The organism is Thermosporothrix hazakensis (assembly GCF_003253565.1).
In the GTDB taxonomy this organism is placed as follows: domain Bacteria; phylum Chloroflexota; class Ktedonobacteria; order Ktedonobacterales; family Ktedonobacteraceae; genus Thermosporothrix; species Thermosporothrix hazakensis.
Map to the genome: position 1 here is coordinate 207,784 of NZ_QKUF01000006.1, position 15,206 is coordinate 222,989.

Sequence of the window (15,206 nt, forward strand, 5' to 3'; positions counted from 1 at the left end):
GTATGTTAAGAAGGAGAGAAGAAATCTGTGGTAAAGACATATTCTTCAACAAGTGGTGATCGAGTTCGTCTACAAGAATGGTCCCCTGGTACCTGGGAACCACACTTTTACTTTCAAGGAAAACAGCTTTTCTATAATCGGATTCCCTTTAATAATCGAGCGGAACGGGCAATTGAGATCCCGATAGCGCTGGAGTTCTTGCAGCGCCAAAGCGGTTCTCTGCTGGAAGTGGGTAATGTGTTGCAGTATTATGAGACTGGCACCCTGCCGCCTCGACGGATTGTCGATAAGTTCGAGCAGGGAGATGGGATCGACAATTGCGATATTATGGATATGCAGCCGGCTGAGGAACGGTTTCAATCCATTATTTCTATATCAACAGTTGAGCATGTAGGCCAGGGAAGCGATCCCACCGGGGGCTTCGGTGAAACGAGTGTCAGAAGCGACCTGGAAGCCCCCTTGAAGGCGATTGTGCGGCTCTATGAGCTGCTGGAAATGGGTGGGAAAGCGTTGATCACGGTACCGTTTGGCAAACTGCTGGATGGAGGCTGGTATATCCAGTTCAGTAGCGAGTATCTGGAACGGCTTTTCCTGCGATATGGCATGCCACGCGAGGCCGTAACGGTCGGGTACATGAAATGGGTTGCACGGGAAAAGAAGTGGCGCAACCCGCGTCAGTGCTGGGTCGAAGCAACGGCTGAAGAGATGAAAGAGGTGCGCTACGATCATTTATTCAGTGGAGCTCGTGGGATCGCTGTACTTGAACTTACAAAAATAGTGGAAACCTGTGCTGTAATGGAGCATGAGGCGCTGGACCCGCTGGTGTATGAACGCATGTTGCCGTTTCATCGCGTTCTGGCGCCGCTCGGACGCCTGAAAAAGCTTCTCTCATAGGAGATGATTGCAAGGTGGGCCAGGGGTCCTGTGCCCACCTCTCGGCCTGTCTAGCTTGCGGAGCGCATGATAAGGCGGCGCAGGAGCCGTTCATACTCTGAAGGAACCTCAACCATCGGCGTGTGACCTGAATCAAGCAGAAAGAGCTCAGCAGTGGGGAGCCGCTGAGAGAGAAGCTGAGCGTGCGCTATTGGCCGCGCCTGGTCATGGCGACCATGCATCACGATGACCGGGAGCATAAGCCGCGAGAGGGCGTTAGAAAGATCCAGTGCCGCCTGACTTCGGAGCGCCTGTAATGCGGCTTCGGAGGGTACATTTTCTGCATACTCCAGCAGACGCTGTAGCAGGGCGGGCTCAGGTTGATGGAGAAAGCTTCGTTTCATCAGTTGTTGAAAGAACGCCGATCCGGTGGCTCCTTGCTCGATTATTTTGAGAATGCTGGATACGTCCCCATGCCCGTGCATGTTCGCTCCTGTATCAGAGAGCAGCAAACCGCGAAATGACGCGGGATTGGACAGAGCGGCGGCCAGGGCGATTGCACCTCCAGTTGAATGCCCGACGAGCAGGCAGGGACCAAGCTCCTCGGCAAGCTGTTGCACACGCTGTCCGAGGGTTGGGATATCCCAGGGACCGGGCGATGTCATCCAGGAGATGGGAAGCACCTGGATCTCTGGAAATAGGCGCTCGTCAATGAGCTCGAAGACCTCGGGACTGCAATACGTGCCCGGGATGCAGAGAAGTGGCGTACGTCCTGCAACGGGTTGCCGTGTCAGATGAAGTGATGACTGCATAAGCACCTCCTTATGAGAAAGAGCTATTCTGCTCATTTCTCATTATACGTGCTGTAACTTCGATTTGTCTTCAGTAGTTAGAAATGTCTATATATTTGCAGTTCAAAATCCTCTTCCATTGAACCTGTAGTGGCTTCTAGGCCGTATCTATGGTAGGAGTGTGTGTGCAATGACGCTGTTTCCAGCACATTCCTTGAAGGAGGAAGGATGATTAGCCATGTTGCACTTTTCACGTTTTGCAAAGCTGATGTCAAGAATGCTCGGTCATCCACTTGCATTTTGTCTTGCGCTGCTGGCGGTGGTGATCTGGGGCATCACCGGGCCGATCTTCCACTTTTCTGATACGTGGCAACTCGTTATCAACACCGGTACCACCATTATCACCTTTATGATGGTATTTCTCATCCAGAATACGCAGAATCGTGATAGTGAGGCTATGCAGGTAAAGCTTGATGAGATCATTCGTGCATTGAAAAAGCGCGGATAATAGCATGCTGAACATCGAGGATATGACTGAAAAAGAGCTGGAGAAGTTACAGAAGCACTATGAGCATATGGCAAAACAGGCGCAGCATCATCTTCAAAAGAGGAAGGGTACATCCTGAACAAGGAGCTTGTGGGGCTGAAGCAGGCAATCGTGCAGTGGAAAGATCGCTCTTCAGCCCGACAGGCCCCTGTTCAAAGGTCGAGACTCCCTCTCCCGTGACGCGCTGCGAGAACACTGCCTCTCAGAACCCGGTGCAACGCTCATCAGACCGAAAGAAAGCCTTTCAGAAACGGGCCCTGGAGGTGCGGCCCATTCCCCTGGTAGAGATCGCATGAGAAGCGCTGACATCTGGGTCATCATTATTTCTTCCTATCTATCTGCTTCAGTGCAGGTCCCTTTTGATATAGCAGTAAAAGAGTACGCGTACAGAGCAAATAGCTATGCGTAATACTATTGGATGACGTGCTTTCGGGTGCATATTCCGGGTAAAAAATAGTATCTTTTTTTATCTGGAGAAGAGTATGCAAACACGTTTTACTTGCTTCTCTGTGCAAGGGCGAGTGACCGACCAACCAGGCGCTCACTCAAGCTCCCAACGAAAGGGAAGGGGTAGTACTTCCCGCGCCACGCCTGGATGATCCCGACGACCCAGACGATGAATGTGAACAGGTTGAGAAGGAAGAGAAGCAGTGCCAGTGATCCATTTATCAGCGTTTGTGTTGGATTCGCGTACATCTTTTCTACTACTGACATCATCCATAAAATGAGGCATGACAGAATATTAGATGCTCCGAAGAAGAAAAGTGCTTGCAGGCTGTGAAATCTCACAAAGTGGTCCCGATTCAGGAGAAAGAGGAAGAGCCCGCTCAGCCAGCCAAATATATGGCTGACACCCGCCCACCAGCGGGATGCGTTCCCTGGAAGGTCAATTTTAGCATGGGAAACCGGAAGCGGCTGTACCGGAATAACTTCCTCTGCGGTGGCCTGGGAAGCCGATTCGCTGTTCTTCTCTTCGTTTTCCAGAAAGCCGAGTTCGCGGGCATCTTTGCCGAAAAGCAGACAGAGTTTTTCGCGAAAATAGGGTGATGGTGTTGCGTAGCCACGTTCCCACCGGCTAACATTGACTGCTTCGGTTCCGATCTGCTCTGCGACTCGTGCCTGCGACCAGCCCCGTTTCTCCCGTTCCCGCCGTAACAGTTCATTTCGTGCTTTGTCCATGCCTTCTTTTCCCCCCTCCTTTGGCTGAAATGTTCAATATTTGTACAGTATCAGGCTAGAAATCGTTCTCGTTTTTTGGGCACTTCCCTGTCATACTTTTTGCTACGTTCTCAGGAGCATGCTTCTCAAAAATGAATACGAAAGGCGATATATTGATGAGACTCATTATAGAGAATGTAGGAAAAAGATACAAAGGGGATTTCTGGGGATTGCGTCAATTCCATCTGGATCTAGGACCGGGTATTCTGGGTCTGCTCGGTCCCAATGGAGCCGGGAAGTCAACGCTGATGCGGATTCTGGCAACTATTACCCGGGCGAGCGAGGGGCGGGTGCTCTGGGATGGTATCGACATTGCTCGGCGGCCTCATGTGCTGCGTTCGGTGCTTGGCTACCTGCCGCAGGATTTTGGGATCTACCCGCATTTGAGTGCACAGGAATTTCTCGAATATATGGCCGCGATCAAGGGGCTGGATGGTCGGGCTGCGCGGCGGCGGATTCAGGAGTTGCTTGAGAATCTCAATCTGACAGAGGCGCGAAAACGTCCGCTTAGTAGCTATTCGGGGGGGATGCGGCAACGGGTCGGCATTGCACAGGCGTTGCTGAACGATCCGCGGCTGTTGATCGTGGATGAGCCAACCGTGGGTCTGGACCCTGAGGAGCGCGTGCGCTTTCGCAACCTCCTGACCGACCTTTCAGGCGAGCGAATCGTGATTCTGTCGACGCACATCGTGTCGGATGTTGAGGCGACGGCGAGCACGATTGCGATTGTGAATGGTGGTCGGCTGCTTGCTCATGCCACACCAGAGCAGTTGATAGCACGAGTTGAAGGGCGCGTCTGGGAGCTTGTTACCACCAACGTTCTGGACGTGCGTGAGCGGTTCGCGGTTAGCGGTATGTGGAGACGAAGTGATGGCATTCATGTGCGCGTACTGTCGGAGTTGCCGCCTATGCGCGATGCGAGGCCGCTTGCTCCGTCGTTGGAAGATGCCTATCTCTACGCTGTCCGTTTTTCCCGGTTTGGAGGATGAGATATGGTTTTGCGTGCGCTTTTTCACCTGATTCTGGCCGATTTTCGCGAGCGAATGAGGCGCTATAGCTTTTTTGTGATGCTGGTGTTGAGCATGCTTGCTGCCTATTTCTACCTGCCGCCACAGAGCAGCCCGTATCAAACTCTGAACCTGGGTATGTTTCGGGGAACGTATAACTCGGCGTGGGTCGGCATGCAGATTGCGCTGGTGGCCTCGCTCTGGTTGCCGATTGTGGGCTTCTATCTGGTCAAAAATGGGATAGAGCGTGATCAACAGACGCGTGTGGGACAGATTATCGCGTCGACCCCACTACATACATTTGTGTATATCCTGGGTAAAATGCTCAGTAATGTGGCGGTTCTGGCGTCGATGGTTGGTGCAACAGCTATTGTGGCGGGCGGAACCCAGTTTTTACGGGCCGAAGACATGCGGCTTGATCTCTGGGCGCTGTTGAGTCCATTTCTGTTTCTGACGCTCCCCGCAATTTTCATACCTGCGGCACTGGCGGTATTCTTTGAAACGGTGTCCTGGTTACGGGGGAGTCTCGGTAATGGAGTCTACTTCTTTATAAGTATTGTACTTGCGTTTCTCGGGCAGCGATCGACGGGGGCGCGAGTTGAAATGCTTGATCCGTTCGGGATATCGGTACCGCTCAAGCAGGTCCATGCATTTCTACTGCGATCATTCCCGCATTTTACGGGTGAAACATCGCTCGGGCTGACATTTAATGATCCCGGACGACTGCAGGTGTTCACGTGGCAGGGCATTGAGTGGAGCGGTGACATTCTGCTTCAGCGTCTCCTCTGGATCGGCATTGCATGCGCCCTCGTGCTGATAGCATCGCTCTTTTTCTCGCGCTTTGATCCGGCAAGGGCGAGCAATAAGCGTCATATCGTGGAGAAGGTGCCAGAACAGGGAAGCAATCAGATACGTATACCGGTTTCTGTGCCTTTAACGCCGCTGCTACACGGGACAACGCGGGGGCGCTGGCTCAAAGTGCTTCAGGGAGAGCTGGTGTTGTTGTTGAAAGGGCGCTCAATGTGGTGGTATGGGGCGCTTGTGTTGTTGAATGTCATCATGCTGGCCGTGCCATCCGGGCTCTCTCAGTATACGCTGTACCCGCTGGCGACCATCTGGCCGCTGTTTCTCTGGTCGAGCCTGGGAAGCCTGGAGACGCGTTGTGGAACACAGCAAACAGTCTTTGCTGTACCGCATCCGCTGCTCCGTCACTTGCCGATGCAATGGCTTGCCGGGGTGCTCTGCACGCTGCTTATGCTTGCCGGCCTGGTAATACGCCTGGGGATAGAGGGCAGCACTGGAAAACTGATGGTGATATGTCTGGTTGTGCTGTTTATCCCTTCGCTGGCGATGGCATTTGGCATCTGGGTTGGCAACGGGCGGCTGTTTGAGGTGCTCTATCTGGCCTGGTGGTATATCGGGCCCGTCAACCATCTCCCGGGGCTGGATTATCTGGCACCGCTATCGATGGGGATGCAGCTACAACTAGCCAGTATCCTGCTCGGCGGGCTGCTCCTGCTGCTGATACTGATCTTCATCGGGCGAAAGAGACAGTTGCTGCTATGAGAAGCAGGACCTGGCAAGGCGGAGAAAAGCATGCAGCGCCGGAGCTGCTTCATCACGCCGCCACGCGAAGGCAAGCGCAATTGTGGGCGAGGGCTCCTGAAGCTCCTTGTAGAGCACGCCGTCCTGCTGGAGTTGTTGCAGTGAGGCTGGAACCAGGCTGACGCCAAAACCTGCCGCGACGAGCCCGACATGCGTTTCCATCCGAATTGCTTCCTGTGCGACACGTGGATGAAAGCCTGCTTGCTGACAGAGGTTGATGATCGTGTCGTACAGGCCCGGGCCCTGCTGACGTGGAAACAGAACGAATGGCTCGTCTGCCAGCTCGGATAGCGCTAATGCCGCGCGTGGCGCCAGACGATGGCCCTCGGGAAGCGCGACAATCAGGGCTTCCCGGTGAAAGATCTCAACCTGAAGCGAGGGCTCCTGGACCGGGGGCCGAAGCACGCCGAGGTGAAGCTGTTGCTCACAGAGTGCCTGTACCTGCTGGCTGGTTGTAAGCTCACGTAACGTCAGGGCAACATCGGGGTATTGCTCCCGAAAGCGCTTGAAGAGCCGAGGGAGCGTGTAACTTGCGGTCCCGACAAAGCCAATGTTCAATTGTCCGACCTCACCGCGGGCCGTGCGTCGCGCAACTTCGGCGGCGTGCTCAACCTGTGCAAGCGCTTTCAAAGCCTCTTTACGAAACGCAGCGCCGGCCTCTGTGAGCATCACACGGCGTTTGGTACGGGTAAAAAGCGATACCCCGAGTTCTTCTTCGAGCTGACGAATCTGCTGACTTAGCGGCGGTTGTGCGATATGAAGCCGTTCGGCTGCTCGTCCGAAGTGCAGTTCTTCCGCGACAGTGACAAAATAGCGGAGATGGCGTAGCTCCATTTCTGTGATATCTCCTGCATATTAATTGGTCATCATTTATATATTGGACACTCGGCTTTCTTGCTATTATACTTATTTCTGTCATCAATTGAAAGGAGCACGAAGTGAACACGTTAGAGCAACAGACTGTTCTTGTGACAGGTGGAAACAGCGGCATAGGGCAGGCAATCGCACGGGCGTTCGTGCAGCAAGGGGCCGATGTGCTGATTGTTGGGAGAAATGAGGAGACGCTGCGTGATGCCGCCAGGGCACTTGGTGAAAAAGTGTCATGGTATCGTGCGGATGTCAGCGAGAGCGTACAGGTTCACGAGGCTGTCGCGCAGATGATGGGGACCCGACAGAAGGTTGATGTGCTGGTGAACGCGGCTGGCTGCATGGGCTCTGTGAGCGCAGATACCCCTTTCGAGCAGGCAGAGCGGACATGGGATGCAGTACTGAACGCGAACCTGAAGGGAAGTTTTCTGATGGCATTGGCTATCATACCCTACTTGACGCGTCCGGGAGGCCGCATTATCAATATCAGCTCGATAGGTGCCTACACTGGTGGCAGCAGCGCAGGCGGCCAGGCGTATGCTGCTGCGAAGGCGGGTGTGCACGGGTTGACCTTTGCACTGGCTCGTGAACTGAGTCCGCAGGGGATTACTGTGAACGCGATCGCTCCCGGCTTCATCCCGGGGACGCGCTTCTTTGGCGGTGAGGTGCCTGAGGAGCGGATTCAGAAGGCAGTGCGTGAAACGCCGGTCGGACGCGTGGGGCGACCCGAAGATATCGCGGCGGCGGCTCTCTATCTGGCTTCACCGGAAGCTTCATTTGTGACAGGAGAGGTGCTGAACGTGAATGGCGGCTGGCTCTTCGGGCGATAATAGATATGCGCTGTACCGTTTGTCAGGATGAAATGAGAGGGACACGAGGCCTGTCCCTCTCGCACTCGCTCTATTGCGCTTGCAGCGAGTTGTAGAGCTGGATCTTCAGGGTCACAGATCTATGCCTGACGTGCATGCAATGCCGGAAAATCCTGCTGCGAGCGAAATTCCTTTGCGCCGCGGCGGATCAGATCAGCGAAGGTTGTATCGAGGTTCTCCACCTGAAATGAGAGGTAGGTATGACACGATTCAGGGATCTCCATATTGAGCATACGGGAGAACGCTGCCTGCCTAAAAATGGCCAGGGTCGTGCCTCCAGTATCAACCGAAGCATAGCCTATCGACTCATCATAATAGGTGATAGGACGTTGCATCACTTCGCGCCAGAAATGGACCGTTTGAGGTACGTCTTTAACCAGCCGACAGATGAAATTGAGTTTCATGTGCTTGTCCTTTTTGAGGGAGTGCGGCGGCAAAGCTGGCAGGTGCGCGGTGAGTTGTGCGATATGGCAACCTATTCACTGCTTGCTGCTGAGTGGCGCGAACGCTCCCAATCCTGAGCGAAGAGAGGACTGAGGTCGTCATTCTGGTGACTTCAGTCCTCTTTTTTATGTATCCCGGTCCAGTGTGGTGGTGCTGAGATCGAGTCCGGCACGAAGCCCTTTCTCGTATGCATGATAGGGTGGGTGTGTGCCAGCGCCCTCATAGAGCCGAAATGCCAGCGCGTATCGACATGCAAAGGTCTCCGCTGTGTCTCTGAGATGTTCCTGTTATGTAGACTCCTGCTGTATATGAAGGTGTTACTTCTGCGGGGTATATCTTCTCCCGGGAAATACAGAAATACTGGAGACAAGTAAAAGGTGAATATGGCTATCACTGCTCCATCTGCTATGGAGTGTTGTCACTGGCTGCATGACGCTTGCTTGCATTAGTATTACTACAGGCGAGCAGCTACGACTCTGCTTGCAGAAGTGGGGAGCTTCTGGTGTTTTTAAAAAGGGGAAAGCCTTTTTTTGCTCCTTGCGCCTTGTCGGTAGGTGTCAAATCTGCGGGCGACCAATAGGTGTATTGTCCCTAAATACTTGCTTCTCAGTTCGGTTTGTTACACAATAGATGTACGTATTTCCATTCCTATTTCTACTACCATACGTATGGAGCTTTACATATGTTTTCTCTTTCACCTGACGAGCAGCCGACCCTGTTGTTACAGAACTGCACTCTTCTGCCGGATGCAGGGGGGCAGGGACTGCGTGCGTCGCTTGATATTTCGATTGTTGGACAGATGATTCAGCAGATCGGACCCGCGGGTAGCATACCAGTTTCGGACCATACCCGTGTAATCGATGCGAGTGGCATGCTGGCTGTGCCCGGGCTGCTGAACGGACACACGCATTCGCCCGAGAACCTCTTGAAAGCCACTATTCCGCCGCTGCCGCTTGAGCTGTGGGGGCTGACACTCTTCAGCTCCTTTGTGGAGTGGACCCCGCGTCTGACCTACCTGAGCACGCTGCTTGGTGCGATTGAGATGCTCAAAGGGGGCACGACGGCGACTCTTGACCACCTCTGGACTGCTGACGGCATCGCCGGGGAGCACCTTTCGGCTGCCATGCAGGCGTATCGAGATGCCGGTATTCGTGCTTCTGTTGCACCTATGATTGAGGATCGAGATCTGTTGATCGAGTTCGGGCAGGAGCACGGTATTGAATTCCCGTCGCACCCGTTCTCGGACCGCTTCGAGCTCTGGTCGTCGATGGATGAGCAGCTCGCGACTCTTGAGGCATTCATGGATCAGTGGCATTTGCAGGGCGATGGTCGGCTGCGCTGTCTGCTTGGGCCGAACGGCGTGCAGTGGTGCAGTTCTTCGCTGCTGGAATCCTGCCTCAAGCTGGCTGATCGCTACGAGACGGGACTTCATCTGCATGCGCTTGAAACGCAGCTTCAGACGCGCATTATCAAGCGGATGCTAGGTACAGGTGGTATTCGCTACCTCCATGATATGGGAGTCCTGCGTTCCGGTACCTCGCTGGCCCATTGTATCTGGGTGGAGCCGGGCGATCTCGAAATCATTGCGGAGAGCGGTGCTACGGTCATTCATAACCCGGTCAGCAATATGCGGCTTGGAAGCGGCATCTTCCCGCTTGAAGAGGCGCGGCGTGCGGGTGTACGCGTGGCACTTGGAAGCGATGGGTCCGCCAGTAATGATACCCAGAATGTGTATGGGGCGTTAAAACTGGCGGGTCTTCTCCATAATAATGCGTATGTCGATTATGCACAGTGGCCGAAGGCGGAACATCTCTGGTCAGTCGCGACAATCGGCGGTCGTGAGGCGCTCGGGTATCACCGGGGAGAGATCGGTGAACTGGCTCCGGGACGGCTTGCAGACCTTGTGCTGCTTGATCTGAATGCAATGCCGTTTTTCCCGCTGCGCGATCCGTATCTGCATCTGGTCTACTGTGAGCCGGCCCAGGCCGTACACACCGTGATTGTGAATGGTCAGGTGGTGGTTGAGCAGCAGCGCATGGTGACCGTGGACGAGGAAGAGGTTAAGAAGGAGATCAGGGAGCGCTGTGCGAACATCTGGCCCGGTTTTGAGGCGAATCTTGAGAGCGTGCCCAATACGCGCGAACTGATGCAGGCTTTTGACCGGTTGCGTGCGCTGGATATCTAAGCGATACCTCTTACGAAGAAAAGGTCCCTGTCCTACGTAAGAACAGGGACCCAATTTCAGGGAATTGGGAGGCAAAAAAATGGGTATCAGCCATTCTTGCTTGTTGATAATCCCGTTATTTCACAAATTCGTTGGTAAAGAGCTTTGTTGAATCAAGTGCTTTGACTGGCTTTTCCTTATCGTCGGTGACGGAATTCGTCTTCAAAATGAAATCAACGTACGCTTTCCAGATTTTTGCGTCCTGCACACCCCACTTCATTCCCTCATCCTCATAGTGAGAGCTGGCGAAGCGCTGCCCCTGCTCAAGCTGCTTCTCATCGCTGAAGGTACCCTGTGGAGCGCCCGCGATCAGCAGCTTGGTGGCCTCTTCGGGGTTCTTGCTGGCGTAGTCATAGCCGCGCTGCGTGATTTCCATGAAGGTTTGCAGCAGGTCATGCTTCTCTTTGATGGTCTTCTCGCTGCTGACAAGGTTTGGTGCGTAGTAATCGGGTACGCCATACTCTGTGACTGAGAAGGTCTTGAGCTTGGCACCCTGAGCCCGCGCCTGTTCGACATCGAGGCCAAACACCCAGGCGAAGTCAACCTGCTTGGTGATGACAGCCTGAATCGCGTCGGTTCCAAGAATAATGTTCTTGAAGTTGCCTTTGCCGCCGTCATGCTTGATGGCCGTGCTGACTATGGGCACCTCATAAGGAGCGCCGTAACTACCGAACTTCTTGCCATCCAGATCTTTTGGACGCTTGATAGAGCCATCATCGCGCGTGACCAGCACCGAGGTATTATGTGAGAGAATAGCGGCAAGCGAAACGATAGGCTGATTTTTCGCTGCGTCGAGCACAATGGTTTCGGTCGAGCTAAACGCGACGTCTGCCTGACCCTGTGTCACGAGGGTGTCAGGGAACGAGTTTTGCGAGAAGGGCAGAATATGCAGGTCAATTCCTGCCTCTCGGTACCAGCCCTTCTGCTGCGCGACGTAGACGCCGGTATGGTTTGGATTCGGCGTAAAGTCGAGTGCCAGAGTCAGCTTGTTAAGCGGCTTCGGTGTCGCTGTCGCCTGAGGCGCTTCTGCTGCAGTGTTGAGTCTATTCTGTTGCCAGAAGAAGAGCGACACCACGAGCAGGATAAGCACCAGCGGCAGCACGAAGACTAATATCATTCGTGAGCGGTTACGCATAGATCATCCTTTCATCTATTTCGATTTACGCGAGACGTTGTCTCCATCCCTGTTGCTGGCGGTCGTTGAGTGGTACCAGGGCAGTGCCAGGCGTTCGAGCAGAATAACGAAGCCAAAAAGGAACAGGCTGAGCAGAGAAAGGATGACGATTGAAGCAAATACTTGAGCAGTAGCACGTGCATTCAATGAAAATTGCATAAAAATACCCAGTCCCTTTTCTGCTCCAACGATCTCACCAAAAATAGCCGCAATTGGCGCATAGGTAGCAGCAATTCGGAGTCCTGAAAAGAATGAGGGTAGCGCTCCCGGCAGGCGCACAAACCAGAGTTGTTGCCAGCGCGATGCTTTCATACTTCTCAATAATTTGATGAGATCACCTGGAGTACCTTCAAGTCCGTCGATACAGGCAACTGTGATCGGGAAGAAGCAGAACAGGATCACGACCAGAATTTTGGGGCCCATATCGAAGCCAAACCAGATGCGCAGCAATGGAGCCAGCGCCACGATAGGGATTGTCTGCGAGAGGATCAGCAGGGGATAGAGTGCGCGGCGCACCACTCCCACCAGATCCATGATCAAGGCCAGCACCAGGGCACAGATAGTCGCCAGGGCAAGGCCGAGCACGGTTTCCATCAGCGTGTACACCGTGTGGTCGAACAGCGTGTCCCACGATTTCCCAAGTGTGGTGATGATCTCAGTCGGCGCCGGAAGAACCAACGGGTTCACGTTGCCAATCCTGGTGTACATCTGCCAGCCAAGCAGGAGGACAAGGGCCAGAATCATCGCCGGTCCATAGAGCGATATCCATGAGCGCTTCATACCTTTTCCTCCTCCATTAATTGTGCAAAGATTTTTTGCTCCAGTTGAATTACATGTTCCTGTGAAAGATCTTCAATTTTGCGAGGTCGAGGTAAATCGACATCATATCGTTGAAGTATGCGTGCTGGCCGGTGACTCATTACATAAATAGTGTCAGATAAAAAGATTGCTTCTCGAATATCGTGCGTCACCAGGAGCACGCTGGCCGAAATCGACTCCCAGAGATCCTGTAGCCAGAGATGCATGGTCTGGCGTGTCAGAGCGTCGAGGGCGCCGAATGGCTCATCGAGCAGGAGCAGCTCGTTCTGAAACAGAACAGTACGAAGTAAGGCGACACGCTGCTTCATGCCTCCCGAGAGGGTCGCGGGGTAGTTTTCCGCGAAGTCAGCAAGGCCAAATCGTTTCAGCAGGTCGCGTGCCTTTTCCAGCGCCTCTTTACGCGGCGTTTTGCGCACGTCGAGGCCAAGAATCACATTCTCTTCAACAGTCCTCCAGGGGAGGAGCAAGGGCTGTTGTAGCATGTAGCCACACTTGCCCGCGCGCGAACTCTTGCTATCGCCATGAAGGATGATCTCGCCCTCGTCTGGCTCATCGAGTCCGGCGATGAGATGAAGCAGGGAGCTTTTACCGCAACCGCTGGGTCCCACAAGAGAAACGAATGCTGCTTGAGGAACAGTCAAATCAATCTCTTGTAGTACTGGGACCTCACGGCCCTGATGTAAATAGCGTTTGCTTACTTTTTTTATAGAGACCGCAATGCTTCTTTGTTCCATAGATATATCTATCCATTCAGTGGCTTGATTTGTACCATTATAGCATTTACCTTGTATTGCATCAATAACATTGCTATAATTATATGAGCCGCATTGATAGAAAGAAGAAAGAGCCACAGAAATATCTATTTTCTTTGTAACTACCTTTTTATTATAGGAGAAATTTAATGTTACAGAATGAAGCTATTAGAGATACTCCTTCTCCGGGAACTCTAATAGATGAGACGTATGCGAGAAGCAGGCCACTTGAACGCGTCGGTCTCTGGATTGTGATCGGCTTTAGCGTCGTTTTTGCTCTGCTGCTGATCGTGCTAACGCTGTCCGGACAGAAACCGGGCGAAAGTACCGCTCTCAAGTCGGTCTCAGATATTTTTCAGACCGGTGGGCAGTGGATCGGCTGCGCGTTCAGTGTGGTCATCGCGGTGCGCCTGACGCGGGTTGCACAGATGATCCGCCGCCAGGCAATGCAGGTCTCATCGAAGCAAGAGCAGCGACAGATGTTTTTGAATTATAAGCGGGAGATGCGTACTGCGGTTGCGTGGTGGTTGTTGGCGGCTGGTATCGCATGTTACGGGTTGGGCGGTATTATCTGGACCTCTTTTGATCTCAGAATGCCTACGTCTGAGGTGCCGTATCCCGGTCCGTACAATATCTGTTATGTGCTGGCGTATCCTTTCTTTATTGCAGGAACCGCGCTTTTTGCTCGCAAGAACTCGGGCAATGTCGAGCGAATGCGCCTGCTGCTGGATGCGGGTGTGATTATTGGTACGGCTTTTGCGCTGTCGTGGCCGCTGTTGCTGGCTCCGACGCTTGGTAGCCTGCCTGGAATCACCGATCCCCTCGCTGCATTCCTGGCTGTCTATTTTCCTGTTGGCGATATTCTGCTGCTGGCTGTCGGTGTGTTGCTCTATTTCAGCCCGTTCTCTACGAAGCAGCAGGAACCTGTGCTCTTGCGCCTGATGCTCGGTCTGGGCTGTTTGGGCTTCGCTGATAGCTTGCTCGGGTATTACAACCTGCTTGGCGGTTTTAAGACCGGCACTGTGCTTGATCTGTTGTGGCCATTGAGTATGCTGCTGGTCGGTCTTGCCGCAATCGAGCAGCCAAAGCGTGCGGGCCAGGAAAAGGAGCGCGCGGGAAGTAAAAGCCTGTCGCAAACCAGCACGATCTTTCAGGCAATGTTCCCGTTTGTGCTGGCAACTGCCGCCAGTGCCGCGCTGCTGCTAATAGTCGCGCCGCGTGGGCAGGGCGATCTGCTCTTCTCAGCCGTGAGCGTAATTATTATCACGGTTCTGGTCGTTATCAGGCAGACGCTGGTCCTGCTGGAGAACCAGAAGTTGACAAGCCAGATTCGTGGTGAGCTGGTGGTGACGCGCCGCGCCGCGAAGGCCGCCGAGATGGAGGCTGATGAGGCATCACAGATTCTCAGCTCGATGCAGCAGCTTGAACAGGGTATTCAGGTACTTCAGGATGTGCATGCAAGTGTCGCACGAGGAAACTTCTCGACGCGGGCTCCGGCGATGGAAGGTCCGCTGCTGCCGCTGGTTGCCAGCTTGAACCTGATGCTTGACCGCTTGCAGAAATACTCGCAGCGTGCCGAGGCATACGATCAGGTGCAGCGTGAGGTGCATCAGCTCTCGCAGGCAATCATGTTGTTAGGAAACGAGCAGGGGACGGGGCAGCTTCAGTCGCTCCCTGTGCGTGACCTGCAGCAGCTCAAACAGGCTATTCTGGCGAAACAGCGTACTCTGCTTCAGCAGAAACAGCTTCAGGACGCTCAGCAGCAGCGGATTCAGGCGACACTTCAGCGTGTGCAGGATCAACTGCTCATTCTGAAGGGGACGGTTCCGCCTCAGTCTGGTGCAGCCGATGCGTTGGATACCGTGCTGCGTACATTGCAGTCGCTGGCTTCGCTCTGGAAGCCAGCGCGTGCCAATCAGCAGCACTCAACGCAACAGCCGTCACCTGGAGGGAGCCCGCGAACGCTTGCCTAGCTATTCGTTGTTCTAAGGAGGAAAGGAGGTCGCGCCTCCCAAT

Annotated in this window: 16 protein-coding genes; 9 read left to right on the plus strand and 7 right to left on the minus strand. The window is 53.8% G+C overall.

All coding sequences use genetic code 11. The annotated features are described in order from the left end of the window. The first annotated feature begins 27 nt into the window (after window positions 1–27). Window positions 28–894, plus strand: a complete 867-nt coding sequence (locus tag EI42_RS11605; protein ID WP_111322023.1) for a hypothetical protein — start codon at window positions 28–30, stop codon at window positions 892–894. Between the two features lie 50 nt (window positions 895–944). Here EI42_RS11605 and EI42_RS11610 read toward each other — a convergent pair whose 3' ends face one another. Next, window positions 945–1,685, minus strand: coding sequence for an alpha/beta fold hydrolase (locus EI42_RS11610; protein ID WP_170142553.1), 741 nt, complete (start codon window positions 1,683–1,685; stop codon window positions 945–947). Window positions 1,686–1,902: 217 nt separating this feature from the next. Here EI42_RS11610 and EI42_RS11615 point away from each other — a divergent pair, with 217 nt between their 5' ends. Genes EI42_RS11615 through EI42_RS33210 form a run of 3 tightly spaced genes read left to right on the plus strand, consistent with a single transcriptional unit; the run spans window position 1,903 to window position 2,507 of the window. Then, window positions 1,903–2,172: a low affinity iron permease family protein gene (locus tag EI42_RS11615; RefSeq protein WP_211326131.1), complete on the plus strand. Its 270-nt coding sequence runs from the start codon at window positions 1,903–1,905 to the stop codon at window positions 2,170–2,172. Between the two features lie 22 nt (window positions 2,173–2,194). Beyond that, a complete protein-coding gene (locus EI42_RS34680; RefSeq protein ID WP_346268191.1) occupies window positions 2,195–2,290 on the plus strand; it encodes a hypothetical protein in 96 nt (31 codons plus the stop codon). A 37-nt stretch (window positions 2,291–2,327) separates the two neighbouring features. Further along, window positions 2,328–2,507, plus strand: a complete 180-nt coding sequence (locus EI42_RS33210) for a hypothetical protein (RefSeq protein WP_111322027.1) — start codon at window positions 2,328–2,330, stop codon at window positions 2,505–2,507. Window positions 2,508–2,706: 199 nt separating this feature from the next. On the opposite strand, the gene EI42_RS11625 is transcribed toward EI42_RS33210, so the two are convergent. Beyond that, window positions 2,707–3,390 (minus strand): magnetosome magnetite crystal formation protein family, encoded by a 684-nt coding sequence (locus EI42_RS11625; protein ID WP_111322029.1) that lies wholly within the window; start codon window positions 3,388–3,390, stop codon window positions 2,707–2,709. Window positions 3,391–3,545: 155 nt separating this feature from the next. Between EI42_RS11625 and EI42_RS11630 the strand changes: the two genes are divergently transcribed. Beyond that, window positions 3,546–4,418: an ABC transporter ATP-binding protein gene (locus EI42_RS11630; protein ID WP_111322165.1), complete on the plus strand. Its 873-nt coding sequence runs from the start codon at window positions 3,546–3,548 to the stop codon at window positions 4,416–4,418. Between the two features lie 3 nt (window positions 4,419–4,421). Further along, window positions 4,422–6,002 carry a hypothetical protein gene (locus EI42_RS11635; protein WP_111322031.1) on the plus strand — a complete coding sequence of 527 codons (1,581 nt, stop codon included), beginning with the start codon at window positions 4,422–4,424 and terminating at the stop codon, window positions 6,000–6,002. Here the strand turns inward: EI42_RS11635 and EI42_RS11640 are convergent. Next, the gene (locus tag EI42_RS11640) at window positions 5,997–6,875 is read right to left on the minus strand and encodes a LysR family transcriptional regulator (protein WP_111322033.1); all 879 of its coding nucleotides are present in this window, start codon (window positions 6,873–6,875) and stop codon (window positions 5,997–5,999) included. The two genes, EI42_RS11635 and EI42_RS11640, sit on opposite strands and share 6 nt — an antisense overlap. A 104-nt stretch (window positions 6,876–6,979) precedes the next feature. Between EI42_RS11640 and EI42_RS11645 the strand changes: the two genes are divergently transcribed. Further along, window positions 6,980–7,738, plus strand: a complete 759-nt coding sequence (locus EI42_RS11645; protein ID WP_111322035.1) for an SDR family NAD(P)-dependent oxidoreductase — start codon at window positions 6,980–6,982, stop codon at window positions 7,736–7,738. A gap of 119 nt (window positions 7,739–7,857) precedes the next feature. On the opposite strand, the gene EI42_RS11650 is transcribed toward EI42_RS11645, so the two are convergent. Further along, window positions 7,858–8,181, minus strand: coding sequence for a VOC family protein (locus EI42_RS11650; RefSeq protein WP_111322037.1), 324 nt, complete (start codon window positions 8,179–8,181; stop codon window positions 7,858–7,860). Between the two features lie 722 nt (window positions 8,182–8,903). Here EI42_RS11650 and EI42_RS11655 point away from each other — a divergent pair. Next, a complete protein-coding gene (locus EI42_RS11655) occupies window positions 8,904–10,406 on the plus strand; it encodes an amidohydrolase family protein (RefSeq protein WP_111322039.1) in 1,503 nt (500 codons plus the stop codon). Between the two features lie 115 nt (window positions 10,407–10,521). Here EI42_RS11655 and EI42_RS11660 read toward each other — a convergent pair whose 3' ends face one another. Genes EI42_RS11660 through EI42_RS11670 form a run of 3 tightly spaced genes read right to left on the minus strand, consistent with a single transcriptional unit; the run spans window position 10,522 to window position 13,172 of the window. Beyond that, window positions 10,522–11,580 (minus strand): ABC transporter substrate-binding protein, encoded by a 1,059-nt coding sequence (locus EI42_RS11660; protein WP_111322041.1) that lies wholly within the window; start codon window positions 11,578–11,580, stop codon window positions 10,522–10,524. Window positions 11,581–11,595: 15 nt separating this feature from the next. After that, window positions 11,596–12,399 carry an ABC transporter permease gene (locus EI42_RS11665; RefSeq protein WP_111322043.1) on the minus strand — a complete coding sequence of 268 codons (804 nt, stop codon included), beginning with the start codon at window positions 12,397–12,399 and terminating at the stop codon, window positions 11,596–11,598. After that, entirely contained in the window at window positions 12,396–13,172 is a 777-nt protein-coding gene (locus EI42_RS11670; RefSeq protein WP_111322045.1) for an ABC transporter ATP-binding protein, read from the minus strand. Before EI42_RS11670 ends, EI42_RS11665 begins: the two co-directional genes overlap by 4 nt. Window positions 13,173–13,339: 167 nt before the next feature. On the opposite strand from EI42_RS11670, the gene EI42_RS11675 reads away from it, so the two are divergent. Then, entirely contained in the window at window positions 13,340–15,163 is a 1,824-nt protein-coding gene (locus EI42_RS11675; protein WP_111322047.1) for a hypothetical protein, read from the plus strand. Window positions 15,164–15,206 lie beyond the last annotated feature (43 nt).